The organism is Janthinobacterium sp. Mn2066, assembly GCF_049319705.1.
In the GTDB taxonomy this organism is placed as follows: domain Bacteria; phylum Pseudomonadota; class Gammaproteobacteria; order Burkholderiales; family Burkholderiaceae_D; genus Janthinobacterium.
On sequence record NZ_JBMOUF010000001.1, the window covers coordinates 412,156 to 437,522 of the forward strand.

22 protein-coding genes are annotated in these 25,367 nt (G+C 63.7%); 6 read left to right on the forward strand and 16 right to left on the reverse strand.

Features of this window, described 5'->3' with window-relative positions:
• Positions 1-64 precede the first annotated feature (64 nt).
• The gene (locus ACL9RI_RS01735; protein WP_422724876.1) at positions 65-1,876 is read left to right on the forward strand and encodes a putative bifunctional diguanylate cyclase/phosphodiesterase; all 1,812 of its coding nucleotides are present in this window, start codon (positions 65-67) and stop codon (positions 1,874-1,876) included.
• Positions 1,877-1,882: 6 nt separating this feature from the next.
• Here ACL9RI_RS01735 and ACL9RI_RS01740 read toward each other — a convergent pair whose 3' ends face one another.
• From ACL9RI_RS01740 to ACL9RI_RS01785, 10 genes are all read right to left on the reverse strand, one after another.
• Positions 1,883-4,339 (reverse strand): TonB-dependent siderophore receptor, encoded by a 2,457-nt coding sequence (locus ACL9RI_RS01740; RefSeq protein ID WP_422724877.1) that lies wholly within the window; start codon positions 4,337-4,339, stop codon positions 1,883-1,885.
• Positions 4,340-4,418: 79 nt separating this feature from the next.
• Positions 4,419-5,369 (reverse strand): FecR domain-containing protein, encoded by a 951-nt coding sequence (locus ACL9RI_RS01745; protein WP_422724878.1) that lies wholly within the window; start codon positions 5,367-5,369, stop codon positions 4,419-4,421.
• Entirely contained in the window at positions 5,366-5,893 is a 528-nt protein-coding gene (locus ACL9RI_RS01750; RefSeq protein ID WP_422724879.1) for a sigma-70 family RNA polymerase sigma factor, read from the reverse strand. The genes ACL9RI_RS01745 and ACL9RI_RS01750 overlap by 4 nt, the downstream gene beginning before the upstream one ends.
• 9 nt (positions 5,894-5,902) lie before the next feature.
• Positions 5,903-6,259 (reverse strand): DUF3325 domain-containing protein, encoded by a 357-nt coding sequence (locus ACL9RI_RS01755; protein WP_422724880.1) that lies wholly within the window; start codon positions 6,257-6,259, stop codon positions 5,903-5,905.
• Entirely contained in the window at positions 6,256-7,881 is a 1,626-nt protein-coding gene (locus ACL9RI_RS01760) for a PepSY-associated TM helix domain-containing protein (RefSeq protein ID WP_422724881.1), read from the reverse strand. Before ACL9RI_RS01760 ends, ACL9RI_RS01755 begins: the two co-directional genes overlap by 4 nt.
• Positions 7,878-8,216: a DUF3649 domain-containing protein gene (locus tag ACL9RI_RS01765; protein WP_422724882.1), complete on the reverse strand. Its 339-nt coding sequence runs from the start codon at positions 8,214-8,216 to the stop codon at positions 7,878-7,880. Before ACL9RI_RS01765 ends, ACL9RI_RS01760 begins: the two co-directional genes overlap by 4 nt.
• A 2-nt stretch (positions 8,217-8,218) precedes the next feature.
• Positions 8,219-8,965 (reverse strand): DUF4198 domain-containing protein, encoded by a 747-nt coding sequence (locus ACL9RI_RS01770; RefSeq protein WP_422724883.1) that lies wholly within the window; start codon positions 8,963-8,965, stop codon positions 8,219-8,221.
• A 355-nt stretch (positions 8,966-9,320) separates the two neighbouring features.
• Positions 9,321-11,750 carry a TonB-dependent siderophore receptor gene (locus ACL9RI_RS01775; RefSeq protein ID WP_422724884.1) on the reverse strand — a complete coding sequence of 810 codons (2,430 nt, stop codon included), beginning with the start codon at positions 11,748-11,750 and terminating at the stop codon, positions 9,321-9,323.
• Between the two features lie 107 nt (positions 11,751-11,857).
• Positions 11,858-12,967 carry a FecR family protein gene (locus ACL9RI_RS01780; RefSeq protein WP_422724885.1) on the reverse strand — a complete coding sequence of 370 codons (1,110 nt, stop codon included), beginning with the start codon at positions 12,965-12,967 and terminating at the stop codon, positions 11,858-11,860.
• 8 nt (positions 12,968-12,975) lie between these two features.
• Positions 12,976-13,524, reverse strand: a complete 549-nt coding sequence (locus tag ACL9RI_RS01785; protein ID WP_422724886.1) for a sigma-70 family RNA polymerase sigma factor — start codon at positions 13,522-13,524, stop codon at positions 12,976-12,978.
• A gap of 140 nt (positions 13,525-13,664) precedes the next feature.
• Between ACL9RI_RS01785 and ACL9RI_RS01790 the strand changes: the two genes are divergently transcribed.
• Entirely contained in the window at positions 13,665-15,296 is a 1,632-nt protein-coding gene (locus ACL9RI_RS01790) for an alpha-D-glucose phosphate-specific phosphoglucomutase (protein ID WP_422724887.1), read from the forward strand.
• Here the strand turns inward: ACL9RI_RS01790 and ACL9RI_RS01795 are convergent.
• A complete protein-coding gene (locus ACL9RI_RS01795) occupies positions 15,293-16,177 on the reverse strand; it encodes a LysR family transcriptional regulator (protein WP_422724888.1) in 885 nt (294 codons plus the stop codon). The genes ACL9RI_RS01790 and ACL9RI_RS01795 overlap by 4 nt on opposite strands.
• Before the next feature lie 112 nt (positions 16,178-16,289).
• On the opposite strand from ACL9RI_RS01795, the gene ACL9RI_RS01800 reads away from it, so the two are divergent.
• Positions 16,290-17,300: a zinc-dependent alcohol dehydrogenase family protein gene (locus ACL9RI_RS01800; protein WP_422724889.1), complete on the forward strand. Its 1,011-nt coding sequence runs from the start codon at positions 16,290-16,292 to the stop codon at positions 17,298-17,300.
• Here ACL9RI_RS01800 and ACL9RI_RS01805 read toward each other — a convergent pair.
• Both ACL9RI_RS01805 and ACL9RI_RS01810 read right to left on the reverse strand, forming a co-directional pair.
• Entirely contained in the window at positions 17,297-18,853 is a 1,557-nt protein-coding gene (locus ACL9RI_RS01805) for an oligopeptide:H+ symporter (protein ID WP_422724890.1), read from the reverse strand. The two genes, ACL9RI_RS01800 and ACL9RI_RS01805, sit on opposite strands and share 4 nt — an antisense overlap.
• Positions 18,854-18,933: 80 nt before the next feature.
• Positions 18,934-19,521, reverse strand: a complete 588-nt coding sequence (locus ACL9RI_RS01810; protein ID WP_422724891.1) for a GNAT family N-acetyltransferase — start codon at positions 19,519-19,521, stop codon at positions 18,934-18,936.
• Positions 19,522-19,595: 74 nt separating this feature from the next.
• On the opposite strand from ACL9RI_RS01810, the gene ACL9RI_RS01815 reads away from it, so the two are divergent.
• Both ACL9RI_RS01815 and ACL9RI_RS01820 read left to right on the forward strand, forming a co-directional pair.
• Positions 19,596-20,117 carry a PadR family transcriptional regulator gene (locus ACL9RI_RS01815; RefSeq protein ID WP_422724892.1) on the forward strand — a complete coding sequence of 174 codons (522 nt, stop codon included), beginning with the start codon at positions 19,596-19,598 and terminating at the stop codon, positions 20,115-20,117.
• A complete protein-coding gene (locus ACL9RI_RS01820) occupies positions 20,114-21,346 on the forward strand; it encodes an MFS transporter (protein ID WP_422724893.1) in 1,233 nt (410 codons plus the stop codon). Before ACL9RI_RS01815 ends, ACL9RI_RS01820 begins: the two co-directional genes overlap by 4 nt.
• Here ACL9RI_RS01820 and ACL9RI_RS01825 read toward each other — a convergent pair.
• The 3 genes from ACL9RI_RS01825 to groES all read right to left on the reverse strand — a co-directional run bounded on the left by ACL9RI_RS01825 (position 21,336) and on the right by groES (position 24,006).
• Positions 21,336-21,815 carry a hypothetical protein gene (locus ACL9RI_RS01825; RefSeq protein ID WP_422724894.1) on the reverse strand — a complete coding sequence of 160 codons (480 nt, stop codon included), beginning with the start codon at positions 21,813-21,815 and terminating at the stop codon, positions 21,336-21,338. The two genes, ACL9RI_RS01820 and ACL9RI_RS01825, sit on opposite strands and share 11 nt — an antisense overlap.
• 200 nt (positions 21,816-22,015) lie before the next feature.
• A complete protein-coding gene (groL, locus tag ACL9RI_RS01830) occupies positions 22,016-23,665 on the reverse strand; it encodes a chaperonin GroEL (protein WP_422724895.1) in 1,650 nt (549 codons plus the stop codon).
• 50 nt (positions 23,666-23,715) lie between these two features.
• A complete protein-coding gene (gene groES / locus ACL9RI_RS01835) occupies positions 23,716-24,006 on the reverse strand; it encodes a co-chaperone GroES (protein ID WP_010400979.1) in 291 nt (96 codons plus the stop codon).
• Between the two features lie 517 nt (positions 24,007-24,523).
• On the opposite strand from groES, the gene ACL9RI_RS01840 reads away from it, so the two are divergent.
• Positions 24,524-25,285: a hypothetical protein gene (locus ACL9RI_RS01840; protein ID WP_422724896.1), complete on the forward strand. Its 762-nt coding sequence runs from the start codon at positions 24,524-24,526 to the stop codon at positions 25,283-25,285.
• The last annotated feature ends 82 nt before the right edge of the window (positions 25,286-25,367 follow it).

Below are 25,367 nucleotides of genomic sequence, written 5' to 3' on the forward strand. Positions count from 1 at the left end.
CCTGGCGCAGGTGCGTGTAGCAAAGGAAAACCATGTTCCCGATCTTCCGCCTGCAAGGTGATGCATGACGGCGCTGCTGCTGGCCTCATGTTTTGCCCTTGCCATCCTGCTCAGTGTACTGCTGGCCTGGCAATGGCATGCGCTGCGCGTGTGGCGCGCGCGCCATGCGGCTGGCCAGGTGCTGCATGCGGCGCAGGCGCACACTTTGGCGCTGCTGCATGCGCTGCCGGCGGCCGTGATCGGCACCGACCAGGACGGCGTGGTGCACTACCTCAATGCGCGTGCCGCTGCGCTCAGTGGCCGCTCGCCCGGCGATGGCCTGGGTGCTTCCGTGAGCCAGTTGCTGCCCTTGCTACATGACGGTGTCGCTGTCGATACGGCGCGCCAGGTGCGCGACTGCCTGCTCCAGCAGGAGGTGCTGGAAGTGGCGCGCGGCGCCGTGCTGCTGCGCCATCTCGACGGCAAGCGGATCGACGTGCAATACAGCTGCGCGCCGCTGGCGCACGGCGGCGCGGTGCTGCTGCTGCATGACGTGTCGGCGCGCCGCCGCGCCGAGGCGCAGCTGGAATTCATCGCCCACCATGATGTCCTGACGGGGCTGCCGAACCGGCTGCACTTCCAGATCCGCTTCGAGCACGGCATCGCCTATGCGCGCCGCCACCAGGGCTTGCTGGCCGTGCTGTTTGTCGATATCGACCGCTTCAAGGCTATCAATGACAGCCTGGGCCACGACGTGGGCGACCAGGTGCTGACGGAGTTTGCGCGCCGGGTGCAGCAATGCGTGCGCAAGGTCGATACGGTGGCGCGCCAGGGCGGCGACGAATTCATCATCCTGCTGACCGAGCTGCATGCGGCGCAGGACGCCGAGCGGGTAGCCGAAAAAATCATCAACGCCGTCGCCGCGCCCTTCGTCATCGGTGAATACAGCCTGACGGTGGCCGCCAGCGTGGGCGTGGCCCTGTATCCGGATGACGACGACGATGTCAATGCGCTCATCGAAAAGGCCGACCTGGCCATGTATGCGGCCAAGCGGCGCGCGCCCGGCACCTGTTTGCGCTATTCCTCGTGCATGCAGACGCAGTCGTATTCGCGCACCATCATCGAGACGGCGCTGCGCCATGCGCTCGAACGCAATGAGTTCGTGCTGTATTACCAGCCCAGGATGAATCTCGACACGCGCGCGATCACGGGCGTCAAGGCGCTGCTGCGCTGGAAGCACCCGGAACTGGGGCTGATGATGCCGCTCGACTTTTTACCGGTGCTGGAGGAAAGCGCGCTGATCCTGCCCGTCGGCGCCTGGGTGCTGGCCACGGCCGTGGAGCAGGCGCGCAGCTGGATCGCGCAGGGCCAGCCTTTGATCGTGTCCGTCAGCCTGTCGGCGCGCCAGTTCTACCAGCGCGACATCGCGCGCCACTTCGCTGCTGCGCTGGAGGCGGCCGGTGTGCCCGGCCATTGCATCGAACTGGAAATCGCGGCCGCCATCCTGATCGACCGCAACCAGAATTGCGAGCTGATCCTGCGCCAGTTCCGCCAGCTGGGCATGCGCATTTCCATCAGCGATTTCGGCACTGGCGACACCTCGCTCAATTACCTGAAGCGCTTCCCCGCCGACGCCGTGAAGATCGAAAAATGCTTCGTCGACGATCTGGGGCGGGCGGAAGGCCAGGGCCATGCCGAGGCGGGGGCGATGGTGCGCGCCATCGTGGCGATGGCGCATACGCTGAAACTGCGCACCATCGCCAGCGGCGTGGAAAATAGCGAACAGCTCGAACTGCTGGCCGCCATGGGCTGCGATGAAGCGTTCGGTTACTTCCTGGGCCGCGCCATGGCGCCGGACGGCATCGAGGCGCTGCTCAGGAGCGGCGCCCCGGCATGACACTGCTTAAAACTTGTAGCGCAGTGTCAGCATGGCGTTGCGCGGGTCGCCATAATAGCCGCCCATGCCGGTCGAGTAGTAGCGCTTGTCGAAGACGTTGTTGAGGTTCAGGGTAGCCACCAGTTGCGGGCTGAGCTGGTATTGCGCCATCAAGCCCGCCACCGCGTAAGCCTGTTGCGTGAAGCGCTCGCCGTTCGGTCCCCGCTCATCCATGTAGATATTGGTCTGCCAGTTCACGCCGCCGCCCAGGGTCAGTCCCGGTACGCCTTGCGACAGGCGCCAGGTGCTCCACAGCTTGGCCATGTTTTGCGGCTGGCTGGTCTGGATGCGCTGGCCTTCCGCGTTGCGGATGCGGCTATACGCATAGCTGGCCGTCAGCTGCCAGTCGGGGCGCAGCTGGCCCGACACTTCCGCCTCGAAGCCGCGCGTGGTGGCGCCCTTCACCGTGTGGTAGGCGTAGGAGCCGCCACCCGTGCCGATGATCCAGATATTGCCCGGATCGGGTTCGGCCAGGTTGTCCTGCTGCAGCTGGAAGATGGCGGCGCTGGTATTGAGTTTTCCGCCGAAGAATTCACCCTTGGCGCCCACCTCGTAATTCTTGCCTTCCAGCGGCGGCAGGAAGCGGCTGTTGACGTCGCGCTGGCTTTGCGGCGTGAAGATGCTGGTGTAGCTGGCGTAGGCCGACCAGTGTTTGTCGAGGTCATACACGATGCCCGCATACGGCGTGATCTTGCCGTTTTCGCGCATGGCGTCGTACAGCGGCACGTCATTGTAGTAATCGCTGCGGATATCGCGCTTCCAGTACGACAGGCGCGCCCCCAGGATCACCGACAGCGCGTCAGTCGGGCGCAGGCGCAGGGTGGAATACAGGCCGCTTTCCCGTTCCTTGTCGTAGGACGTGCCCAGGCGCGTGCCGCTGTAGTCGGGCACCGGCATGCCGCCATTCCAGTGATTCACATCCGGTATCGTGTAGTCGTAGCCGTCCAGGCGCCAACTGGGATAGATCGGGCCATCCGTCCTGAGCTCTGAGCTACTCAGGCCAAACACCAGTTCATGCTTGCGGCCGAACGCTTCGAACGGGCCGCTCACGTAGGCGTCCAGTGAAGTCTGTTGCGGCTTGCTGTGCCAGTTGGCCAGCCACAGTTTCAAGCCGCCGCCGGTGATCCGGTCCGCATAGCCGTTGCCTGCAAAACCCTGCAAGGCATCGTACTGGTTGGCGCTGCGGCTGAGCGCCAGCTTGGCGATCCAGTCATTGTCGAAATAATGGTCGAGCGTGGCGAACAGCAGGCTTTGTTCGCGGTCATAGTAGCTCCACGCGGCCGTGCCGTTCATCGAGCGCGGGAAGTGCGTTTGCGAGCCGTCGCTGTAGAAAACGGGGAATTCGCGGCCCGCGCCTTTCAGCTTTTCCTTCTGGTAGTGGATGCCGGCGCTGACCACGGTGGACGGCGTCAGGTCCGCTTCGACGATGGCGTACAGCACATCCTTCTTTTGCTGGTAGCGGTCGACGAAGGAGCGCTGGTCTTCGTGCGCGGCGACGATGCGCGCGCGTACCGAAGCATCGGCATTGAGCGGCGTCGAGAGGTCGCCATCGATGCGGTAGCGGTCCCAGGATCCTAGCTGCGCCCCGGCCGTGGCGGCGAAGGTGCGGCCGGGGCGCTTGCGCACCAGGTTGATGGCGGCCGACGGGCTGCCCGTGCCGCTGATCAGGCCCGTGGCGCCGCGGATGATCTCGACCCGGTCGTAAATCGCCATGTCATAGGTGCGCGCTTCCAGATTCTTGCTGGTCGGGATGCCATCGAACATATACGAGCTTACCTCGAAGCCGCGCGAAAACACCTGGTCGTATTCGCGCGTGCTCGATGAATGGTCGACCGTCACGCCAGGCGCCTGCACCAGCACGTCTTGCAGGGTGCTCAAACCCTGGTCTTCGATTTGCTGGCGCGTGATGATGCTGACCGCCTGCGGCGTTTCGCGCAGCGACAGGTTCAGGCGCGTGGCGCTGGTCAGGCCGGCGTAGCTGCGCTTGCCTTCCGTGGTGCCGTCGCGCAGGGCGCTGGAACTGACGGCCACTTCGCCCAGGGTGGCGGCGATCGGCGCAGCGCTGGATGACGCGCCAGTCTTGCGCAGCACATAGCTGCGTTCTCCGCTGGGTACGGCCTCCAGTCCCGTGCCGGCCAGCAGCTGGGCCAGCGCCTGCGGCACCGTGTAGCTGCCGTTCAAGCCCGGCGTGCGCAAGCCTTGCAGTAGTTCGGCGGCGGCGCCCACGCTGACCCTGGCGTCGACGGCAAAGCTGGCGATGGCGGTGGATAGCTCGCCGGCGGCCACCTTGTAAGTCGCTTGCGCGGTGGCTGGCGTGGCGGCCGTTTCGGCAGCCATCGCTGGAGTATGCGCCAGCGAGAGGAGCAGGAAGGCGCTGCCGATGGCGCGTGCGAGGGGTGTCAGGGTAGCTTGGGATTGGTGCATGGTCTTGCCTTTCCAGTCGATGTCGTTGCGGATATGTACAGGACAGGCGGTGATCGAAAAAAGGGCCAATTTTTTAAATTTATTTTTTGCAGGCAGTGATAGTGACCCAGTACGGCGTGCGGTACAGCACCTCGACGGGCAGGATGCGCGTGAGGTTTTCCAGCACGGCGTCGGTGTCGTCGAGCTGGAAGGCGCCCGACAGGCGCAGGCTGGCTGCCGGCACCTCCACCCGCAGCAGGCCAGGACGGTAGCGCGCCAGTTCGGCCGCGAAGTCGTCCAGGCGCATATTGTTCGCCGCCAGCATGCCGCGCGACCAGGCGTCTGCCTGCTGCGGCGCCGGCATGGGCAAGTCGGCATGGTCATCATTGAAACAGCTTTGCTGGCCCGCCTGCAGCCGGCGGATGGTGGCCGATGGCGCGCGCGGGGTGATTTCCACCGCGTGTTCCAGCACCGTCACATGGCTGCCTTCATGATCGAGGCGCACGATAAAGCGCGTGCCCAGTGCGCGAATGCGGCCATGGCGCGTGGCGACCACGAAGGGACGCCGGTCGGCCTGCGTCTCGATCAGCAATTCGCCGCGGCGCAAGGTCAGCAGCCTTTCGTGTTGCGTGTAGGCGATGTCAACGGCGCTGTCCGTGTTGAGCATCAGGCGGCCGCCATCGGGCAGGCGGATAGTACGCCGTTCACCGACGCCGCTGTGGTAGTCGGCCAAGGTATTCGTCAACAGGTCGCTGCGCACCAGCATCCAGGCGCCGGGCGCCAGCATCAAGGCCAGCAGCGCTTGCATGGCTACGCGCCGTTGCGGACGGCGCAGCACTGGCGCCGCCAGTTCCGGTGGCAGCATGCAGGCGGTTTTGCCCACTTGCTGCACCTTGGCCCAGGCGCGTGCATGTTCGGGATCGCGGGTGCGCCAGTGCGCCGATGCGGCCAGGTCGTCCGGCGTGGCCTGGCCCGATTGCTCGAGCAAATACCATTCGACGGCTTCACGCGCCACCTTGCGCGAGAGGGGCGCGGCTGCGACGCTACTCATGCCAGCAGCACGCATTCGGTCAATGCCTCGGCCATGTAGCGCTTGACGGAGCGTTCGCCGATGCCCAGCCGGGCGGCGATTTCTGCATAGGGATACCCCTCGATCTGCGCCATGATGAAGACGGCACGCACTTTGGGTTTCAGGCCGTCGAGCATGGCGTCGACCGCCTGCAGCGCCTGCAGGATTTCGACTTGCTGCTCGGCCGATGGCGCGTGTTGTTCGGGCACCTCGGCCAGCGTCGCCAGCCAGGCCTGTTCCAGCGAGTGGCGCCGCAAATGGTTGATCAACAAGTGCTTGGCGACGGTGGCCAGGTAAGCCTTGGGCGAGCGCAGGGCCGGTGTTGCCGGTTGGGCTGAGCCTCCCGCCAGCAGGCGGGCAAAGGTGTCCTGCGCCAGGTCGGCTGCCTCGGAGGCATTGCCCAGCCGCCGCTGCAGCCAGTGGGCCAGCCAGCCGCGATGCGCGCTGTAAAGGCTGTCCAGTTGCGTCGGCGGCAAAGGGGGAAGCGCGAACGGGCTGCCAGGCATGGTGGATCCTTACAACACGGCCAGCAGCACGGCGGCCAGTACGGCCGCGCCGCCGATGAAACGGGCCAGGCGCATCGCCTGTTGCGGCGCATAGGGCAGCAGCCAGATCAGCAGCAAGCCGCAACCGGTCAGGCTGCCCACCCACGACACCAGGCCGTAGCCGAAACCGGCCAGGTGCATGGCCCAGGCCAGGCCGATCATCAAGGCCAGCGAGCCGCCCCACTGCAGGCGGCGGCGCAGCTGCGGCGGCGGTTCGGCGCCGCGTCCGTGCAGGTCGGCGTAATGCCGGTCCATCGCCAGGCACAGGCAGGACAGGCCCGCGTAGCACAGCGCAAAAACCAGGAAGTTTTGCAAGGACGTGATCATGCCGCCTCCATGGCTGGTGTGACAGGCTTGGCGGCCGGCGCCGCCTTGCCAGCCTTGGCCGGCAAGGGTTTCAGTTTCCAGGCCGCATAGGCCAGGCCCAGGCCCAGCACCAGCACCACCAGGTCGAACGCCGCCACGGAGGCGGGGCCGCGGCCCAGGAACAAGCTCACGCCCAGGTGCGACTCGGTGGTCAACACGTTCAGCACGGGCAGGGCGCAGAACAGGAAGGCACCGGCCGCCAGCTGGATGCGCCACATGGTGCGCGATGGCCGCAGCTGGGCCACGATGGCTGCCAGCGCCCAGGCGCCGAAGAAGCAGGCGATTTCCTCCTGAGGACGGTTTTCCATGCCCACCGTCAGCAAGCGGTTGGCCCAGAAGTAGGCGCCAAACGCGATCGGAATGCCGGCGATGGCGCCGATATTGAGCGCTTCCACCAGCCGCAGTCCGAAGCTGGGGCGCTGGCCGGCGGCCAGCGCCTTGGCCTGTTTCTGGCGCGTCTTGACGGCCCACAGCAAGGCGCCGGTGGCGACCATGGCGCAGCCGGCCAGGCCGGACAAAAAGAACAGCGCGCGCAGCAGCGGTCCGCCGAAGTGGGCGATGTGCAGGCCATACATGACGCCATGCGTGGCCGAGGCGCCGGGCAGCGCGTCGCCATTGGTCGACAGCAGCTTGCCGCTGACGCCATCGAAGTCCATCGACGGCTGCTTGGACGACATGTCGCGCCCGGCCGCGCGCGACAAGGTGATGACGGCGTTGGCGTCACCGGGATGATTGACGGAGATGCGCTCGACCTTGCCGCCCCAGTGCTGTTCGGCCTGGCGCACCAGCGGCGCGAACGGCGTCAGTGGCGCCGCCACGCCGGCGACCTTGCGGTCATTGGCGCCGCCGGGGAAGGCTTCGGTAAAGAAGGCATCCTGGTCGCCCTTGTAGGCGGCCGTGGCGCCCGACGGCATGTACAGGAACATCAATGTGACCAGCCCCGTGTAGGTGATCATCAGGTGGTAGGGCAGGGCCAGCACGGCCGTCACATTGTGCGCGTCCAGCCACGAGCGCTGGCCTTTTTTCGGCCGGAAGGTAAACAAGTCCTTGAAGATGCGCTTGTGCGTGATGATGCCGCTGATGATGGAGACCAGCATGAACATGGCGCAAAAGCCGACGATCCAGCGGGCCCAGATGGCCGGCATATAGTGCAGGTCGAAATGCAGGCGGTACAGGAATTCGCCGCCGCGTGTGTCGCGCGGCTTGGACAAGACCTCGCCGGTGGCCGGGTCGGCCATTTCAGTGTGGAAGTTGCCGCGCCGTCCGCGCTTTTTTTCACCGGGCTTCGACGGCTTGCTCCAGCCCAGCTGCGTGGCGGGCGTGCGCTCGCCGGGCAGGCTGATGAACCAGCGCGGCGCGCCGTCCGCCCGCTCCTGCATGGCGTGTTGCGCCGCCGTGGCCGCAGCTTCAGTGCTGACCTTGCTGGCGGCTGCACCGTGCAGTTCGGGCTGCATCCAGAGGGTGACTTCATTGCGGTAGTAGCTGGCCGTTCCCGCGCAAAACACCAGCAGCAGGATCCAGCACACTAGCAGGCCGGACCAGGTGTGCAGCCATGCCATCGACTGGCGGAAACCTTCTTTCATGCGAGACTCCAGGATAGCGCGCCCATCGACTGCAGGATGACGGCGATGACGGCGCCCGGTATCAGCAGGCCCAGCCAGGCACGCAGGGCGCTGCCGGTGGCGAAGACCCAGAGTACGGCGCAGGTGTAGATGGCAAACGACAGCAGGGTGGCCGTCATGACGGCTTCGGCGCGCGCCATGGGCAGGCAAACCGACAGCAGGATGGTGACCAGCGCCGCCAGCACGTAGCCGCCGGCGATGGCCGCGATGCTGCGCGAGGCCACGCCGAGGCGGTACAGCGCCCCGGCGGACAGCCGCAGGCGCGGCATTCTTTCAGTGATGGCGGGCGCTTGCATGATCAGCCGTGGTCCTTGCTGGGGGCGGCCGCTGGCGGCGCGGGCAACGGTGCCACGCCTTGCGGCTGCACCAGGCTCAGGGTGGTGACGTACATGGCCTTGGCATAGTCCTCGCCGTTGCGCTTGCCTGCAGTGTTGTCCGTGTGATGCACTTCCAGCACATACGTGCCTTTCCATGGCAGCGGGAAGCTGACTAGGCCCTGTTCATCGCTGTACGCTTCCTTGCTCCAGCCCGATTGCACCACGGCGTTGACCTTGGCCTGGGGCAGCGGCTTGCCTTGATAGCTGACCTGGAACTGGCCGGGTTTGCCGGTCGGCACCAGGTCCAGGGTCAGCGCCGCCGTTTGCGCCTGATGGCCGGCCACCAGGCGCGCAGCCGGGATCCAGATGGCGCGCGTGACCTTGTCATCCTTTTTTTCTTCCCACGATGGATAGCTGTTTTCCTGGACGATGATGCTCTCGCCGGCGGCCACCTTGCCGTTCAGGGCAAAGGCGTTGGCCTGCTTGTTCGATTGCAGGGGCTGCGTGCCCTTCGCCGTGACCAGGGCGGCGCTTTGCAGCGTGAACTTGTCGAGCAAACCCGGCGAGGCTTCGCGCAGGTTATCACCGAATTCGCCGAAATAGACGCTGGCGGCCTTGCCATGCTGTTCCAGCCAGATCTGGTGGGCGCTGGCCGTGCCGGAAACGATGGCGCCAGCCAGCAGGGCGGTGGCGAGGGCGCCGAGGCGGGCGATGGAAGTCAGTTGCATGGTAGGTCCTGTCTTGTCATGATGATCAAAGAATGGCCGCCGCTCCCGGAGGCGGGCGGCCTGGCGTCTTGCGGCGTAGCGTGGGAAGCTTGCTGGGCGCGTAGGCCTGGCTGGCGCACTGTGTTTCACTGCGCTGGCGCACCAGTCATGCCTGCAGGCGTGGAGGTGGCGCGCAGGCTCGTCAGGCATTCATTGCGAATGAGAACGATTCTTATTATATTTTATCAATGTGAAAAGGGCAAGCACCGCCCGCTCCCGGTGCACCAGGCTATTCGTCGGAGATGGACAGGAAGGAAGGCAAGCCACCGTCCCCAGGCATGGGCAGGGACGGTGGCAGAGGGCTGGTCAGGCGCTGTTAGTGGCCCAGGGTGGGCGTATAGCGCAGGCTGAGGATGATGTTGCGCGGTTCGCCGAAGTAGTTACCACGGCGCAGTTCCCCGGTAGCGGCCCAATAGGTTTTATCGGTCAGGTTGGCGATGCTCAGGTTCGCCGTCCAGTTCTTGTTGAACACATAGGAGGCGCGCGCATCCCATACGGTGCGTCCGCCATTGCGAAAGCCGACGTCGGGATTGTCGTCCGCCTGGTACAGGTAGCCAGTCTGCGCCGAGACGCCGCCGCCGATGGTCCAGTGGTTCCAGGCGCCGGGCAGGCGGTAGCTGGTCGACACGCGCAGCATGTGCTTGGGCGTGACGGACGGCGGCGTTTCATCGCCTTCGGCGCGCGTCACGTTATAGGTGTAGCCCGACGACAGCTGCCAGCCCGGCAGGATTTCGCCGCTGACATCTGCATCGATGCCGGTGCTGCGGATCGGACGGCCATTTACATAGCAGCTGCCCGAGATATCCCACTTCAGGCAGCTGTCATCGGATGCCTGGTCGTACACGGCCATGTCGCGCTTGTTGATGCGGAAGGCGGCCAGCGCCACGTTCAGGCGGCCGTCATACAGCTCGCCCTTGACGCCCGCTTCATAGGTGTCGCCCACCACCGGTTTCAGCGCTTGCCCGCCCATGGTGAAGTACAGGCTTTGCGGCTGGAAGATGCTGGCATAGCTGCCGTACACGGACCAGCGCCGGTCGAGGTCATAGACTGCGCCCGCATACGGCGTGAACTCGGCGCTTTCCTTGTAGCGGCTGACCGGGTCGGTATCGAGCTTGCCGGTGGTGTTCTTGTCGAACCAGCTCAGGCGCCCGCCCAGCAGCAGGTGCAGGTTCGGATTCAATTCCCAGCGGGTGCTGGCGTAGGCGCCGTAATGCTGTTCGTTGATATGCGGCAGCGAGGTCCAGGCTGGATGGGGAGGCTGCGGGATCAGCGCATTGTTCGGGTTAAACACGTCAAACGGCAGGCCGGGCGATGTCGAGGCAGCGTGGTCGTTGGTGAGGGCGCGCGAGGCATTCAGGCCGAACAGGAGTTCATGCTTGCCGCCCCAGGCCTGGAAACTGCCGCCCACGTTGGCGTCCAGGCCGGTGGTGACGATGTCCTGGTTGCGGTAATTGACCGTGTACAGCCTGGCGCCTGCTTGCGTGGCAGGGTCGATGCTGCCGCGCACGATGGCCGCCTGCTGGTCGAAGTCGCCCAGGGTGCGGTTGATGGCGACCTTGGCTTTCCAGTCGCCGGCAAAGCGGTGTTCCAGGTCGGCGAACAATTCGGCGATCGTCGCATCATGGCGGTTCCAGTCCTGCGCCAGCGAAGTCGAGCGGCGGATCGGCAAGGTCCCGCCATCGCTGTAGCGGGGCAGGCCGAACAGCCAGTAGCCGTCGGTCACCGTGTGCTGGTGGCGCGCGCCGGCGCGCAAGGTGGTCGATGCATCGAGGTCCGCTTCGATAATGCCGTAGAACAGCGGCATGCGGCTGTGGGCGGCGTCATAAAAATAACCGCGGTCTTCATAGGCGACCAGCGCGCGGCCGCGCACCGTGCCGGCCTCATTGAGGGGCGTGCCTGCATCGACTTCCACGCGGCGCTGGTTCCAGCTGCCGGCCGTGACGGTGACGTCCGCATGGGCTTCGGCGCGCGGGCGCTTGCGCACCAGGTTGGCCACGCCGCCCGGCGTGCCGGCGCCGACGATCAGGCCGGCCGAGCCGCGCAGGATCTCCACGCGGTCGTAGACGGCCATGTCGGGGATCAGCCAGCCGGTGGCGTTGTCGGCCACGCCCGGCATGCCGTCGACCAGGTAGGACAGCGCATTGCCGCGCGAGAGGAATTCGTGCGAGCCGAAGCTGCGGTTCATGCGCGTCAGGCCCGTGCTTTGTTCCAGCACCTGGTCCAGGGTGAACAAATTCTTGTCATCCATTTGCTGGCGCGTGACGACCGACACCGATTGCGGCGTTTCGCGCAGCGAGCGTTCGGCGCCTGCCAGGGTCACGGCGCGCGTCGCGTAATTGCCCGTGCCATCGCTGGTGGCCGTGCGCTCGCCATTGGCGGTGACGGTGATTTCCGACAGGGTGGCGGTCTCATGCGAGACTTTCGGCGCTGCCTTGATGGTGACGGTGCCGCCTTCGACCACGGCTTGCAGGCCGCTGCCGGCCAGCAGGCGGTCCAGGCCGTCGTGCAGGCTTAGGCTGCCATTGACGGCCGGCGCGGTTTTGCCGGCCACCAGTTCGGGTGAAAACAGCAGTTGCACGCCAGCCTGGCGCGCCAGTTCATTCAAGGCCTGGCCCAGCGGCTGGGCGGCGATGCTCAATTTGACTGCCGCGAAGGAGGGGGATTGCGCCTGCGCCAGGCTGATCGTTCCCAGCGCCAGCATGGCGGCCAGGGCGATCGGTGCAGGTTTGAAACGGGGTTGCCACATGATGCATTCTCCAGGTTAGCTCATTTTTAAAACGTCTTGATTAACCAGGTAGACGCACAAGGCGGCCTCATCCTCACCTGCGAATGAGATTTATTTGCAAAAAAAATTTATCGTGGCGCAGCAAGGGGGGCCGGCAGCTGAGCCGAGGGGCGCTGGTCCTGCAGTCTGGGCGCCAGGCGGATTTCGCTGCGGCCATTGCTCCGCACCACCTGCACGGGCAGCAGATGGGGCAGGGCGGCGGCAAAGCCGTCCAGCTGCGTGAGGCTGAAGCTGCCGCCGATGCGCAGGCGGGCCACGGCCGGGTCGCGCACCACCAGGCCCGTGTCGCCATAACGCTCGAATTCGGCCAGCACCTGGCCCAGCGGCAGGTTGTCGACGATGACGCGGCCGTTGCGCCATGGCGCCACGCTATCGGGCGGCAAGTGCGAAATGCTGGACAACTGTCCCGCCGCATCGGCTTGCACGCCCTGGCCGGCCAGCAGGTCGACCTGGCTCTGGCCATTAGCCGTCACGCGCACATGGCCTTGCTGCACGGCCACGCGCAGGTTGCCATCGTAGGGCAGGGTATTGCGGACGGAAAATTGCGTGCCCACCACCGTGACGTTCAGCGGGCCGCTGAGCACGTCGAAAGGCAGTCCCTGTTTTGCTTGCACCTGGAACATGGCTTCGCCCTGCAGCAACTGCACTTCGCGCCGGCGGGGATACAGGCTGACGTTCAGGCGGGTGGCCGTATCGAGCGTCAAGGTGCTGCCGTCGGGCAGGTTGACGGCCAGGCGCTGGCCCCGCTGCGTGGCGTAGGATTGGGTAAAGGTCGCTTGCTGCTGCGACCATTCATAACCGCCTGCGGCCACGCTGAGGGCCAGCATGGCCGCCGCCGCGTACGGCCAGCCGCGCAGCCAGTGGCGGCGCGGCTGCACGGCCGGGGTTGTGGGCGCGGCGGGCGCCACTTTCCAGCGGGCGGCGATCTCGGGCGGAATCTGGCGTACTTGCCGGTGCGTGTCCTGCATGGCCGCGTAGGCGCGGCCATGGGCTACGTCCTGCGCCAGCCAGGTTTCAAAAGCGGCTTGCTGGCCGGCGTCCAGCTGATGGCGGCGGCTGAACCAGGTGGCGGCCGCCAGCGCGACCGGATCTTGCGTGGCATCCTCGGCGTGCGCGCGCAAGTCCGCTTCGTCCTGCGCGGACGGGCCGAAATCGTGACGTGAGGGTGGTTGCTGCATGGGCCGCATTATGCCGACTCCCGCAGCGATTGCAATTGCTTCTGGCAACTGAGCATGCCGCGCGCGATATGTTTTTCCACCATGCTCACGGAAATGCCCATGCGCGCGGCGATCTGTGCATGCGGCAATTCCTCGAAGATGTGCAGCACGAAGGCGTCGCGGCAACGCGGCGGCAGCGCGTCGATGGCGTCCACGCAGGCACGCCAGTCCTGGCTGCCCTCCAAAACCTGTTCCGGTTGCAGATGTTGTGGCGCGGCCGGATGCGCGGCCTCCGGCAAGGCGTCGAGCGCATCGTGCTGGCGCAGCGCGGCCCGGCGGTGCTTGTCGATCATCAGGTTGCGCGCCGTGTGGTACAGCAGGGCGCGCGGCTCGCGCACGGCTTGCTCGCCCAGTTCTGAATTGTCCTGCACGCCCAGCACGCGCAGATAGCTCTCCTGCACCAGGTCGGCGGCGGCTTCGCGGTTGCGCAAGCTGCGCCAGCAGAAGTTCAACAGTTCTTGGTAATAGTGGGCAAGCACGGCGTCCGGATGTTGAGTATAGGCAACCTGACGTGCCACATATGAGAATGATTCTCATTATAAGGTATAGATGGTGATTTTTGTGCGCTGGCTAAGCGGCCTGGCGCACCGTGGCACGCGTACAACGCTTTGCGGGCCGCCTGCCATGCGCTACCATATGGAGTTAATAAGGAGGCAACATGGCAATTCAACTCATCCAGACGGTTCCCATCGCCGGCCAGCAGCCGGGCACGTCGGGGCTGCGCAAGAAGGTCGGCGTCTTCCGCGCACCGCACTACCTGGAAAATTTCGTGCAAAGCGTGTTCGATAGCTTGGGCGATTGCGCCGGTAAAACGCTGGTGCTGGGCGGCGACGGCCGCTTTTACAACCGCAGCGCGATCCAGACGGTGCTGCGCATGGCGGCCGCGCATGGCTATGCGCGGGTGATGCTGGGGCAGGGCGGCATTTTGTCGACGCCAGCCGTCAGCTGCGTGATCCGCAAGCATGACGCCAGCGGCGGCATCATCCTGTCGGCCAGCCATAATCCCGGCGGCCCCGATGGCGATTTCGGCATCAAGTACAACATCGCCAATGGCGGCCCGGCGCCTGAAAAAGTCACTGAAGCCGTGTATGCGCGCACGCAGCAGCTGCGCGAGTACCGCATCGCCGACACGCCCGATATCGACCTCGATACCCTGGGCACGGTACATATCGGACAGATGGCCGTCGAAGTCATCGACCCGGTGGCCGATTACGCGGAACTGATGCAGCGCCTGTTCGACTTCGACGCCATCCGCAAGCTGTTCGCGGGCGGACTGCGCATCTGCTTTGACGGCATGCATGCGGTGTCCGGCCCCTATGCCACGCGCATCCTGGAAGGCTTGCTGGGCGCGCCCAAGGGCAGCGTCATCAACGGCTTGCCGCTGGAAGACTTTGGCGGCGGCCATCCCGATCCGAACCCTGTCAATGCGCATGAATTGATCAAGCGCATGGCGGCAAGCGATGCGCCCGACTTCGGCGCCGCCTCCGATGGCGATGGCGACCGCAACATGATCGTCGGCCGCCGTTTCGATGTCACGCCTTCGGACAGCCTGGCTATTTTGGCCGCCAACGCCCATGTGGCGCCCGGCTACCGCGCAGGCTTGAAGGGGATCGCCCGCTCCATGCCCACCTCGGGCGCGGCCGACCGGGTCGCCGCCGCGCTGGGCATTCCCTGCTTCGAGACGCCGACCGGCTGGAAATTCTTTGGCAACCTGCTGGACGCGGACATGGCCACCCTGTGCGGAGAAGAAAGCTATGGCACGGGTTCCAATCACGTGCGTGAAAAAGATGGCGTATGGGCCGTGCTGTTCTGGCTCAACCTGCTGGCGGCCACGGGCAAGCCGGTAGAAGCCATCGTGCGCGCGCACTGGGCCCGCTTTGGCCGCAACTACTACTCGCGCCACGACTACGAAGATATCGACAGCAATGTCGCCGCGCAGCTGATGGAGTTTTTACGGGGACAGTTGCCTGCGCTGCCAGGACAGACCCTGGGCGCCTACACGGTGGCGCTGGCCGACGACTTCAGCTACACCGACCCGGTCGATGGTTCGGTGGCGACCAGGCAGGGCGTGCGCATCATCATGATGGACGGTGCGCGCATCGTGCTGCGCCTGTCCGGCACGGGCACGCAAGGCGCAACCTTGCGGCTGTACCTGGAGCGCTACGAAGCCGATCCCGCGCAGCACGACATCCCCACGCAAGAGGCGCTGGCCGGCCTGATCGCGGTGGCGGAGCAGGTGGCGCAGATCCGCGAACGCACGGGCCTGGCTGCGCCGACGGTGACGACCTAAGTCATCGTGAGGTAATCGATCAGGGCCCGCACCTTCAGGGCCAGGTGCCGGCCCGGCGTATAGACGGCGTGCACGGCGCCAGCGTACGGCGCGCCTAATGCCCATGCCGGCAGCAGCTGCACCACCCGTCCGGCGGCCAGTGCCGCGTGGGCGGCAAAATCGGGCACCATGCCGATGCCGCCATCGGCTTCCACCAGCGCCATGATGGCGCCGCTGTTGTTGATGGTGATGCGGGTGGGGATGGTGATATCGACGCTGCGTTCAGCACTGCGCATGGGCCAGGGGCCATTGAAGGGGCCATAACCGAGGTAGCAGCAGCGGTGCTGCAGCAAATCTTCCGGCTGTTCCGGCGCGCCATGCACCGCCAGGTAGCCTGGGGACGCCACCAGCACATACTGCATCTGGCACAGCGGCCGCGCGGCCAGCCCTGGCGCCAGTTCGCGCGCGATGCGGATCGCCAGGTCGATGCCGTCTTCCACCAGGTCGATGGTGCGGTCGGTCAAGGTCACACGCACATCGACGTCCGGATGCAGGTCCAGAAAGCCGGGCAGCCGGGGCGCCAGCCAGACCTGGCCAAACACGATCGGCGCGCTGACCCGCAGCACGCCATTGGGCCGGGCGCGGTAGCTGCCGGCCAGCACATGGACTTCACGCGCCGTGCTGAGCATGCGCACACACGCTGCATGCACTTGCTCGCCCAGTTCCGTCAGCGACAGCGAACGCGTGGTCCGCTGCAGCAGCCGTCCGCCCAGGTGCGCTTCCAGGCGCGTCACGTGGCGGCTGACGGCGGACGTGGCCACGCCCAGATGGCGCGCCGCCGCGGAAAAGCCGCCGCTGTCGACCACCTGGGCGAAGACTGCCATTTCATTGAGCATTTCCATTTGCGTCCCTCCGTCTTTGCCGCTAGCGCAATAAACCTTTGTATTTTAAGCCAATTGTTAATCCACGTGCTTAAGTCGATACTGGTTACCTGCAAATTCTTCCGGAGCCGCTATGACTTACGCAATTTACCGTACCGATGGCCAGGGCCAGCTGGTGCGCCATCAGCAAGCGCCGCTGCCACTGGGCCCGCACGATGTGCTGGTGGCCGTGCGGGCGATTTCCCTCAATTTCAGGGATGTGTATTTCGTCAAGGGCAACCGTTTCCGCCCGCCCGTCGAAGGGCGCATTCCGTTCAGCGATGCGGCGGGCGTGGTGGAAGCCATCGGCCCGGCGGTCAGTCGGTTCAAGGTGGGGGACCGGGTCAGTACCACCGTGCTGCCGAACTGGATCGATGGCCCCCTGACGGCAGAAGGCTTGCGCGGTTCGCTGGGCAGCCGTGGCCGCGATGGCGTGCTGGCCGAAAAAATCCAGCTGCATGAAGAGGAGCTGGTGGCCAGCCCTGATTTTCTATCGTATGCGCAAGCGGCAACCTTGCCGGTGGCGGCGCTGACCGCCTGGCATGCGGTGGCAGAATTGAAGGTACTGAGTCCTGGCGATACGGTGGTGGTGCAAACCACGGGCGGCGTGGCCGTGTTTGCGATCCAGTTCGCCAAGGCGCTGGGGGCGCGCGTGATCGTGGTGTCGCGCACCGAAGAGAAGCTGAAGCTGGCGCTGGCGGCAGGCGCCGACGACGCCATCAATTCTTCCGTGACGCCGGAATGGGATCAGCAGGTGCAGGCGCTCACGAACGGCAAGGGGGCGCGGCTGGTGCTGGACATGGGCTTGACCGACTCGCTGCGCCGCGCCACGCGCGCCGCTGCATTCGAGGGGACGGTGGCGATTATCGGCGTGGTGCAGGAAGAAACCAATCCCTTCGATATCTTCACGGTGATGAACAAGAATATCAATGTGCGCGGCGTGGAAACCGGTTCGCGCAGCATGTTCGAGCGGATGAATGCGTTTATCGAGCTGCACCGCATCGTGCCGGTGATCGAAAGTGTATTCGGCGTCGATCAGGTGGATGTGGGGCTGGCGCGCTTGGGCGCCAGCCCGTTCGGCAAGGTCGTTCTACGCCTGAATTAAGCGGCGACCTTGCGGTAGTTGTCGACCATCTTGTAGCGCTTCGCATACAGGCCGAAGGCCAGCATGGCGACGGCGGCGAAGGCGGCGAAGAAGAACATCTGGAAGGCGGTCACGCTGATGCCGCTTTCCGCAATCTTGCCGATCACGCCTTCGTTCATCACGCTCTTGTTGACGATCAGTACCCACAGGTTGCCGACCGTGGTCGACAGGTTCCAGAAGCTCATGATGGCGCCTTTCATCGACACGGGCGCCTGGCTGTAGGCAAACTCCAGGCCGGTGGCCGAGACCAGCACTTCGCCGAAGGTCAGCAGCGCGTACGGCAGGATTTGCCACATGATGGAGACCGCGCTGCCGCTGTCGAGCGCCAGCTGCAGCAGGCCGATGACGATCCAGGCCAGCGAGGAAAAGCCGATACCGGCCGTCATGCGGCGCAGGGCAGTTGCTTCCAGGCCGAAGCGGTTCAGCATCGGGTACAGCACCAGGTTGTTGAACGGGATCAGCAGCATCACCAGCATCGGGTTCAACGCCTGCATCTGCGCCGGCAGGAACCAGCTTGGTTTTTCCATGGTGTTGGCCTGCACGATCCAGGTCGAGGCCTTCTGGTCGAACAGCGAGAAGAACGGCGTGACCAGGGCGAAGATGACCAGGATGCGCAACACTGCCCGCACGCCTTCGACCGCTTCGTCAGGGTGGATGCCGCGCGCGCGCTCCAGCTGCATGGCCGTGCCGATGCTGCCGAAGGCCAGCAGCAGCACCAGCGCGGAGCAGGCCGAGATGACGAAGCCCCAGTCGGGAATCATGTAGAACGAGAACAGGGCGCCGGCCACGCCCAGGTAAGCCACGTACAGGCCAGGGCGCGAACCGCCATCGACTTGCGCCAGCAGGGCGGTGCGGGCCACGCGGGTAAACGAGTCTGGATTAGGTGGCGCAGGCGGCACGTGTACGTATTTTTTGGAACCCATCCAGAAAACGATGGTGGCGGCCAGCATCATCAATCCGGGGATGCCGAAGGCGATCGACGGACCGTAGTCGCGCAGGAACATCGGCATCAGCAGCGAAGCGAAGAAGGAGCCGAAGTTGATGATCCAGTAAAACAGGTCGAACACCAGCTTGGCCTTGTGCTTGTTGGTCTGGTCAAACTGGTCGCCCACGAAAGACGCCACCAGCGGCTTGATGCCGCCCGAGCCGAACGCAATCAGGAACAGGCCGAAATAGAAGCCGTTGACGTTATCTTCAAAAATCGCCAGGCAGGCATGGCCCGCGCAATACACGAGGCTAAGCCAGAAGATGGTGTTGTATTTGCCAAAGAAACGGTCGGCCAGCCAGCCGCCCAGCAGCGGGAAGAAATACACGCCGATCACGAAGGTGTGGAAGACGTGCTTGGCTTCGCCCGTGCGCTGGTCGATGGGGATCATCAGCAGCAAGGTGCTGATCAGGAATGGGGTGAGGATGTTGCGCATGCCATAAAAGCTGAAGCGCTCGCAGCCTTCGTTGGCGATGATGTACGGTATCTGGCGGGGCATCTGCCCGTTGGCGGTCTCGGCCTTTGACATGGTCTCTTCCTAAGTATTTTTATAAGCCGCGATGCTAAGGCCTGAAGAGCTTGATGGCAACAGGAAAAATGGTCTATCCGCTATTTTTCCACTTTCCGTAAGCCATTGATTTTCATAAAGACATCACTTTCTGACATGGTTTCCGCGATGGCAGGCCGGGGCAGCAGCAATTGCATTTGCAGCATGCCCAGCGGTAGCGCGCCCTCGTCCAGCGTAAAACCGCAGCGCAGGTACAGCGATAGTGCCGCGTGGTTGTCTTGCGCCACCGCCAGGCGCAGCTTCGCCAGTTCGGGAATGGCGCAGGCATGCTCGATGGTTGCCTGCAGCAACTGCCATCCCGCTCCCTTGCCGCGTGCAACGGGCGCTACATACACGCCCCAGACGCTGGCCTTGTCATGTACCACGGCAATCGGTTCGCGGCGCAGGCCGGCGATGGCGACCAGATGATCGCCGTCGAAGGCGCCAAAGATGATCTGGTAGCGGTTCGCCTGCAGGCGCTGGCTGATGTGCGCCAGCGGCAAGCTGCTTTCCAGCGCGTAGGTGGTGCAGAAAGTGGCGGGCAATTCGCCGATGCCGGCCAGGCGCAGCGCGCGGTAGGCGGGCGTATCGTCGGTGGTGAGGGGACGCACGTGGAAGGAAGGCATGCCGCCAGTATCGAAGCTGGTCACGGAAAAGTAAACCTTGCACTGTTGTGTGCATCAAATTAAGATATATCTTATTGCGATATATCTTAAGGATTCTCATGCTTCACTTCCTGCGCGGCGGCCACCGGCTGCAGGCGTTGCAACACAGCCATGGTCACGGCCATGGTGCGCCGGGGCGCGGCCCCAAGATGTTTGATGCGGGCACCTTGCGCTACCTGGTGCTGCAATTGATTGCCGACAAACCACGCCATGGCTACGACATCATCAAGGCCATCGCCGAGCGTGCCGGTGGCGGCTATGCGCCCAGTCCCGGCGCCATTTATCCGTTGATGCATGGCCTGGTGGGGCAGGGGTATGTGGCCGTCAGCCTGGACGGCAACAAGAAGCTGCACAGCATCACGCAGGAAGGCCTGGCCTTTTTGGCAGTCAACCGCGCCTACGTGGATGCGATTGCTGCCAGGGTCGCGGCGCCAGCGGAAGATGATCTGCGCCAGCTGATGCATGAACTCAAGGCCGCCGTGATCGCACGCGGGCGTCATGACGCGCCCGGTGCTACCCGTCTCGACGCCATCTGCGCCATCCTGCGCCAGGCCAGGAAAGATATCGAGGAGCTGGGATGACAACCTTGACCCCTGCCCGCGAACGCTGGCTGCTGTGGCTGTTGGCCCTGACGCAATTTACCGTCATCATGGATTTCATGGTGATGATGCCGCTGGCGCCCCAGCTGATGCACGCATTCGATATCGGCCCGGCCACCGTGTCGGGCGCCGTCTCGGCCTATGCCTGGTGCGCGGGCTTGTCCGGCTTGCTGGCGGCTACGTATATCGACCGCTTCGACCGTAAAAAGCTGCTGCTGGCCATGTTTTGCCTGTTTACCGTGTCCAACCTGGCGTGTGCCGTGGCGCCCAACTTCCATGTGCTGATCTGGTCGCGCGCGTTTGCGGGACTCACCGGCGGGGTCCTGGGCGCCATCATCATGGCCATCATCGGCGACGTGATCCCGGCCGAGCGGCGCGGTGCGGCCACCGGCATCGTCATGACCTCGTTTGCGATGGCGGCCGTGGCGGGCGTGCCGATCGGCGTGGTGCTGGCCGCCCACTTCGGCTGGGCTTCGCCATTCTATTTGCTGGTCATCCTGTCATTGCTGATCTGGCTGGCCGCTTCGCGTGTGCTGCCTTCCCTGAATGCGCATCTGGCAGGGCCGAAAACGCCGTTGACGCAAGTGTTGCCGAACTTGCTGGCGCTGTTCCGCGAACGCCGCCACCTCGATGCGTTTGCCTTGTCCATCGTCAACATGACGGCGTCGATGCTGGTGATCCCGTTTATTTCACCGGTGCTGGTGGGCAATCTCGGTATCGCCCCGGCCGATGTCACCTGGGTCTACCTGGCCGGCGGTTGCGCCACCTTGTTTACGGCGCGCCTGATCGGGCGCTGGGCAGATAAAGCGGGCAAGCAGCAGGTGTACCGCTGGATCGCCCTGCTGTCTATCCTGCCCATGCTGTTGATCACGCATTTGCCGCAACTGCCCTTGCTGGCGCTGCTGGTGGTGTTTCCGTTCTTCATGACCCTGGTCTCGGGCCGCACCATCCCGTTGCAAGCCTTGCTGACGACCATCCCGCAGCCGCAGAAGCGGGGCGCTTTCCTCAGTGTGAATTCTGCGCTGCAGCAGCTGGGCAGCGGCCTGGGCGCCTTGCTGGGCGGCCTGACCCTGTCGACCGATGCGGCCGGCCATATCAGCGGCTACGGCGTCAATGGCTGGGTGGCGGCAGCGTTGTCGCTGTTGACGGTGTGGTGGGTATCGCGGGTGAAAAGTGCTGCTGTTGTTACGCCTGCGGCTGTTACTGGGTAGCTACGCGGTCCATGGGCGCGCTTTCCTGGCGCCAGCGCTCCAGGCTCAGCACTTCATCGCTGGCCGTGTCGTCCACCAGGATATGCTTGCCGTCGGGCGTGACGAGGAAGCTTTCCCAGTGGTGGGCCGCTTCCGGCGTGTTTTCAAAAAAACTCAGCTGGTAATAGGACTGGCCCTCGACCAGGCGCTGTTCGGGGGCCGTCAGCATCACGGCGCCATGCGCGCGTCCGTCGGACACTTTTTCGATATGCGCGGCCCAGGCCTTCAATTCCGGCAGCGCCATCAGGGCCGTGACGGCCTGTTCTTCCGGCCGCGCTGCCGCTTTTCCTGCTGTGGCTGCTTCCTGGCGTTCCTGCGGCGCCGATGGCGCATGCTGGTACACATAGAAGGCCGCCAGTGCGGCAGCCAGCAGGCCAGCCAGGGTGCCGGCAATGATGGCGGTTTTGGAGGAGGAGGCGCGTGACGGCATGGCGGTTTGCATGAGGTGGATGATGGCGGCCATGCTAAAGCAAAAAGTACCAACGGGCAAAAAAAGACGAAAAAAAAGCCACCTTCCGAAGAAGGTGGCTGTGGGGCCGCCGATGTCGCGCCAGCAGTTTTTGGCCCGCTGGCGCTGTGCCGGCGTAGGCAGCCCTGCGCGCCGTCGCCTGCGCGCAGGGCTGCAGGACATTACATCATGCCGTCCATGCCACCCATGCCGCCCATGCCACCCATGCCGCCGCCCATGCCGCCAGCTGCCTTGTCGTCAGCGATTTCGCAGACCATGCAGTCGGTCGTCAGCATCAGCGAAGCGATCGAAGCAGCGTTTTGCAGCGCCGAACGGGTTACTTTGGCTGGGTCCAGCACGCCCATTTCCACCATGTCGCCATAGGTGCCGTTGGCTGCGTTGTAGCCGTAGTTGCCCGAGCCAGCCAACACAGCTGCCACGACCACCGAAGCTTCTTCGCCGGCGTTTTGCACGATCATGCGCAGTGGCTCTTCCATTGCGCGCAGGACGATCTTGATACCGGCGTCCTGGTCGGCGTTGTCGCCTTTGATCGAGATGTTGGCGCGTGCGCGCAGCAGGGCTACGCCGCCGCCTGGCACGATGCCTTCTTCCACGGCAGCGCGGGTAGCGTGCAGTGCATCTTCAACGCGGGCTTTTTTCTCTTTCATTTCGACTTCGGTGGCTGCGCCAACCTTGATCACGGCAACGCCGCCAGCCAGTTTGGCGACGCGCTCTTGCAGTTTTTCACGGTCGTAGTCCGAGGTCGCTTCTTCGATCTGTACGCGTACTTGTTTCACGCGTGCTTCGATCGAGGCAGCTTCGCCGGCACCATCGATGACGATGGTGTTTTCCTTGCCCACTTCGATGCGTTTCGCCTGGCCCAGTTCGGCCAGGGTTACTTTTTCCAGGGTCAGGCCGACTTCTTCAGCGATCACCTGGCCGCCGGTCAGGACAGCGATGTCTTCCAGCATGGCTTTGCGGCGGTCGCCGAAGCCTGGTGCTTTCACTGCGCAGGTTTTCAGGATGCCGCGGATGTTGTTCACAACCAGGGTAGCCAGCGCTTCGCCTTCGATGTCTTCTGCGATGATCAGCAGTGGACGGCCAGCTTTGGCGACTTGTTCCAGTACCGGCAGCAGGTCACGGATGTTCGAGATTTTCTTGTCGCACAGCAGCACGAATGGGCTGTCCAGGACGGCAACTTGTTTCTCTTGGTTGTTGATGAAGTATGGCGACAGGTAGCCACGGTCGAATTGCATACCTTCAACGATATCGAGTTCGTCGTTCAGCGATTTGCCGTCTTCCACGGTGATCACGCCTTCTTTGCCGACTTTTTCCATCGCTTCAGCGATACGCTCGCCGATCGATGCATCCGAGTTGGCCGAAATCGAACCGACTTGGGCGATTTCTTTGGTGGTGGTGCAAGGACGGGCGATTTTCGCCAGTTCTTCCACGGTGGCAGCAACTGCCTTGTCGATGCCGCGTTTCAGGTCCATCGGGTTCATGCCGGCGGCAACGAACTTCATGCCTTCGCGCACGATGGCTTGTGCCAGCACGGTGGCGGTGGTGGTGCCGTCGCCGGCATTGTCGCTGGTGCGGGAAGCTACTTCCTTGACCATTTGCGCGCCCATGTTCATGAGCTTGTCTTTCAGTTCGACTTCTTTCGCAACCGACACGCCATCCTTGGTCACGGTAGGGGCGCCGAACGAGCGCTCCAGTACCACGTTACGGCCTTTAGGGCCCAGGGTAACTTTGACTGCGTTGGCGAGGATGTTGACGCCTTCAACCATTTTGGCGCGCGCTGCGTCGCCGAAAACTACTTCTTTAGCTGCCATGTTAATTCTCCAGAAATTTCAGGATGTAGATGTCTACAACGTGGAAACAATTACTTGACGACGATCGCCATGATGTCTTCTTCGCGCATAACCAGCAGCTCATCGCCGTCAACTTTGACGGTTTGGCCAGCGTATTTGCCGAACAGGACGCGGTCGCCTACTTTGACATCCAGAGGACGGACTTTGCCGTCGTCGAGAATCTTGCCATTGCCTACGGCAAGGACTTCGCCTTGATCCGGTTTTTCAGCAGCTGCATCAGGGATGATGAGGCCGGACGCAGTCTTGGTTTCCTGGTCGAGGCGTTTGACGATAACGCGATCGTTCAATGGGCGCAGATTCATACAAAACTCCTTAAAGTTCAATGGATAAGTATTGCTTAGTGGTAAAACCAGCCCGGCACGAAGCCAGGCCTGCTTTCAGTTGACTGCCATTGAAACAACAGCTGCAACCGTTCAGTAAGCCTCATGCCATATTGATGTTGCCTGGCGTCTTGCGGTCTCGCGTCATGGCGTCGCCCACCAGTCGCGTAGCTTGCCGTTCGCTGAGCAAACACCAGCATTGCTTGAGGATTACTAGGAAAGAGTTTGTTAGCACTCTCTACTAACGAGTGCCAATTATAGGGACGGTAGGGGTCTTATTCAAGAGCTTATTCCGAATGGGTATATGCTTAAACGCTACGTGCAGCCTGCATTTGCACGGGGTTTGCGCTGACGCAAGCCTCTTTCCCGGGCGTCAGCAGCAAACGCGACTGTAGCATGGGCGATGGCCGGGGCCCGTTCCTGTACGGATGGCTTGCAGTATTTTGGCTATTAAATTTGCTAAGATGATTGCGATTGCATATCAAACATCAAAATTATTATGAAAAAGAAACCAACAACAGCGATCTTTTCTCCCGTAATCTCGCGCTTGCTGGGCGGCGCCGTGATCGGCCTGGCCTGCATGGGCACGGCCAGTGCGCAAACGGCGACCATCCTCGACGAGCTGACGATCGCCAGCCTGACGCCGCTGGAAAAGGAAATGTTGCTCAACGATTTATTCAACGACTTGAACAAGGACGATGACGATCAAGAAGCCCATGTTTGGAGTAACGGCGGCGGCAGCGACAAGGCCCATCTGGTGACGGTGACGTATAACTTCGGCAACTCCGGCTTGACCGAACATAGCCTGCAGGCGCACGCCTGCCGCGACCTGAAATTCATCGTCACGGCCGCTGGCAAGACGCAGGACCTGAGCCGCCGTACCTGTTCGCAAGATAGCGGACGCTGGGATGTGCAGGGCAAGGATGCGGCGCCCGTGGCTTATCCACCGTTTTTGTCCGATATCACGGTGGCCAAGCTGAACGAGAAGGAGAAACAGGCGCTGCTCGAGGCGGCCGAAACCGTCTTGCGCGACAATGAGGAAGGTGTGGCCAGTAGCTGGAGCAACCAGGGCCTGGGCAATCCCGTGCCCCTGAAAGTGAGCCTGGCGCCATCGAACACGGGCGCCAAGCCGGGGAGTTACCACACCTGCCGCGACCTGACGATGATATTGGATGGCAAGGGTGGTACGCAAACCTTGCAGCGCCGCTCCTGCGAGAATCGCACGCACACTTTTGACATCGTGCCAGGACATGAAAAGTGATGCCGCGTGAACCATAAGAAGTAAGCAGTGGCTTACCCGTGGTGGCTGCCGGGCTGCCGCTGCGGGGTCTGGAAAACCGTTC

What these genes read in the sequence shown, in the direction of transcription:
- ACL9RI_RS01735 (WP_422724876.1), top strand. Translation starts at nt 65, where the DNA reads ATGACGGCGCTGCTGCTGGCCTCATGTTTTGCCCTTGCCATCCTGCTC.
- ACL9RI_RS01740 (WP_422724877.1), bottom strand. Translation starts at nt 4,339, where the DNA reads ATGCACCAATCCCAAGCTACCCTGACACCCCTCGCACGCGCCATCGGC.
- ACL9RI_RS01745 (WP_422724878.1), bottom strand. Translation starts at nt 5,369, where the DNA reads ATGAGTAGCGTCGCAGCCGCGCCCCTCTCGCGCAAGGTGGCGCGTGAA.
- ACL9RI_RS01750 (WP_422724879.1), bottom strand. Translation starts at nt 5,893, where the DNA reads ATGCCTGGCAGCCCGTTCGCGCTTCCCCCTTTGCCGCCGACGCAACTG.
- ACL9RI_RS01755 (WP_422724880.1), bottom strand. Translation starts at nt 6,259, where the DNA reads ATGATCACGTCCTTGCAAAACTTCCTGGTTTTTGCGCTGTGCTACGCG.
- ACL9RI_RS01760 (WP_422724881.1), bottom strand. Translation starts at nt 7,881, where the DNA reads ATGAAAGAAGGTTTCCGCCAGTCGATGGCATGGCTGCACACCTGGTCC.
- ACL9RI_RS01765 (WP_422724882.1), bottom strand. Translation starts at nt 8,216, where the DNA reads ATGCAAGCGCCCGCCATCACTGAAAGAATGCCGCGCCTGCGGCTGTCC.
- ACL9RI_RS01770 (WP_422724883.1), bottom strand. Translation starts at nt 8,965, where the DNA reads ATGCAACTGACTTCCATCGCCCGCCTCGGCGCCCTCGCCACCGCCCTG.
- ACL9RI_RS01775 (WP_422724884.1), bottom strand. Translation starts at nt 11,750, where the DNA reads ATGTGGCAACCCCGTTTCAAACCTGCACCGATCGCCCTGGCCGCCATG.
- ACL9RI_RS01780 (WP_422724885.1), bottom strand. Translation starts at nt 12,967, where the DNA reads ATGCAGCAACCACCCTCACGTCACGATTTCGGCCCGTCCGCGCAGGAC.
- ACL9RI_RS01790 (WP_422724887.1), top strand. Translation starts at nt 13,665, where the DNA reads ATGGCAATTCAACTCATCCAGACGGTTCCCATCGCCGGCCAGCAGCCG.
- ACL9RI_RS01795 (WP_422724888.1), bottom strand. Translation starts at nt 16,177, where the DNA reads ATGGAAATGCTCAATGAAATGGCAGTCTTCGCCCAGGTGGTCGACAGC.
- ACL9RI_RS01800 (WP_422724889.1), top strand. Translation starts at nt 16,290, where the DNA reads ATGACTTACGCAATTTACCGTACCGATGGCCAGGGCCAGCTGGTGCGC.
- ACL9RI_RS01805 (WP_422724890.1), bottom strand. Translation starts at nt 18,853, where the DNA reads ATGTCAAAGGCCGAGACCGCCAACGGGCAGATGCCCCGCCAGATACCG.
- ACL9RI_RS01815 (WP_422724892.1), top strand. Translation starts at nt 19,596, where the DNA reads ATGCTTCACTTCCTGCGCGGCGGCCACCGGCTGCAGGCGTTGCAACAC.
- ACL9RI_RS01820 (WP_422724893.1), top strand. Translation starts at nt 20,114, where the DNA reads ATGACAACCTTGACCCCTGCCCGCGAACGCTGGCTGCTGTGGCTGTTG.
- ACL9RI_RS01825 (WP_422724894.1), bottom strand. Translation starts at nt 21,815, where the DNA reads ATGCCGTCACGCGCCTCCTCCTCCAAAACCGCCATCATTGCCGGCACC.
- groL (WP_422724895.1), bottom strand. Translation starts at nt 23,665, where the DNA reads ATGGCAGCTAAAGAAGTAGTTTTCGGCGACGCAGCGCGCGCCAAAATG.
- groES (WP_010400979.1), bottom strand. Translation starts at nt 24,006, where the DNA reads ATGAATCTGCGCCCATTGAACGATCGCGTTATCGTCAAACGCCTCGAC.
- ACL9RI_RS01840 (WP_422724896.1), top strand. Translation starts at nt 24,524, where the DNA reads ATGAAAAAGAAACCAACAACAGCGATCTTTTCTCCCGTAATCTCGCGC.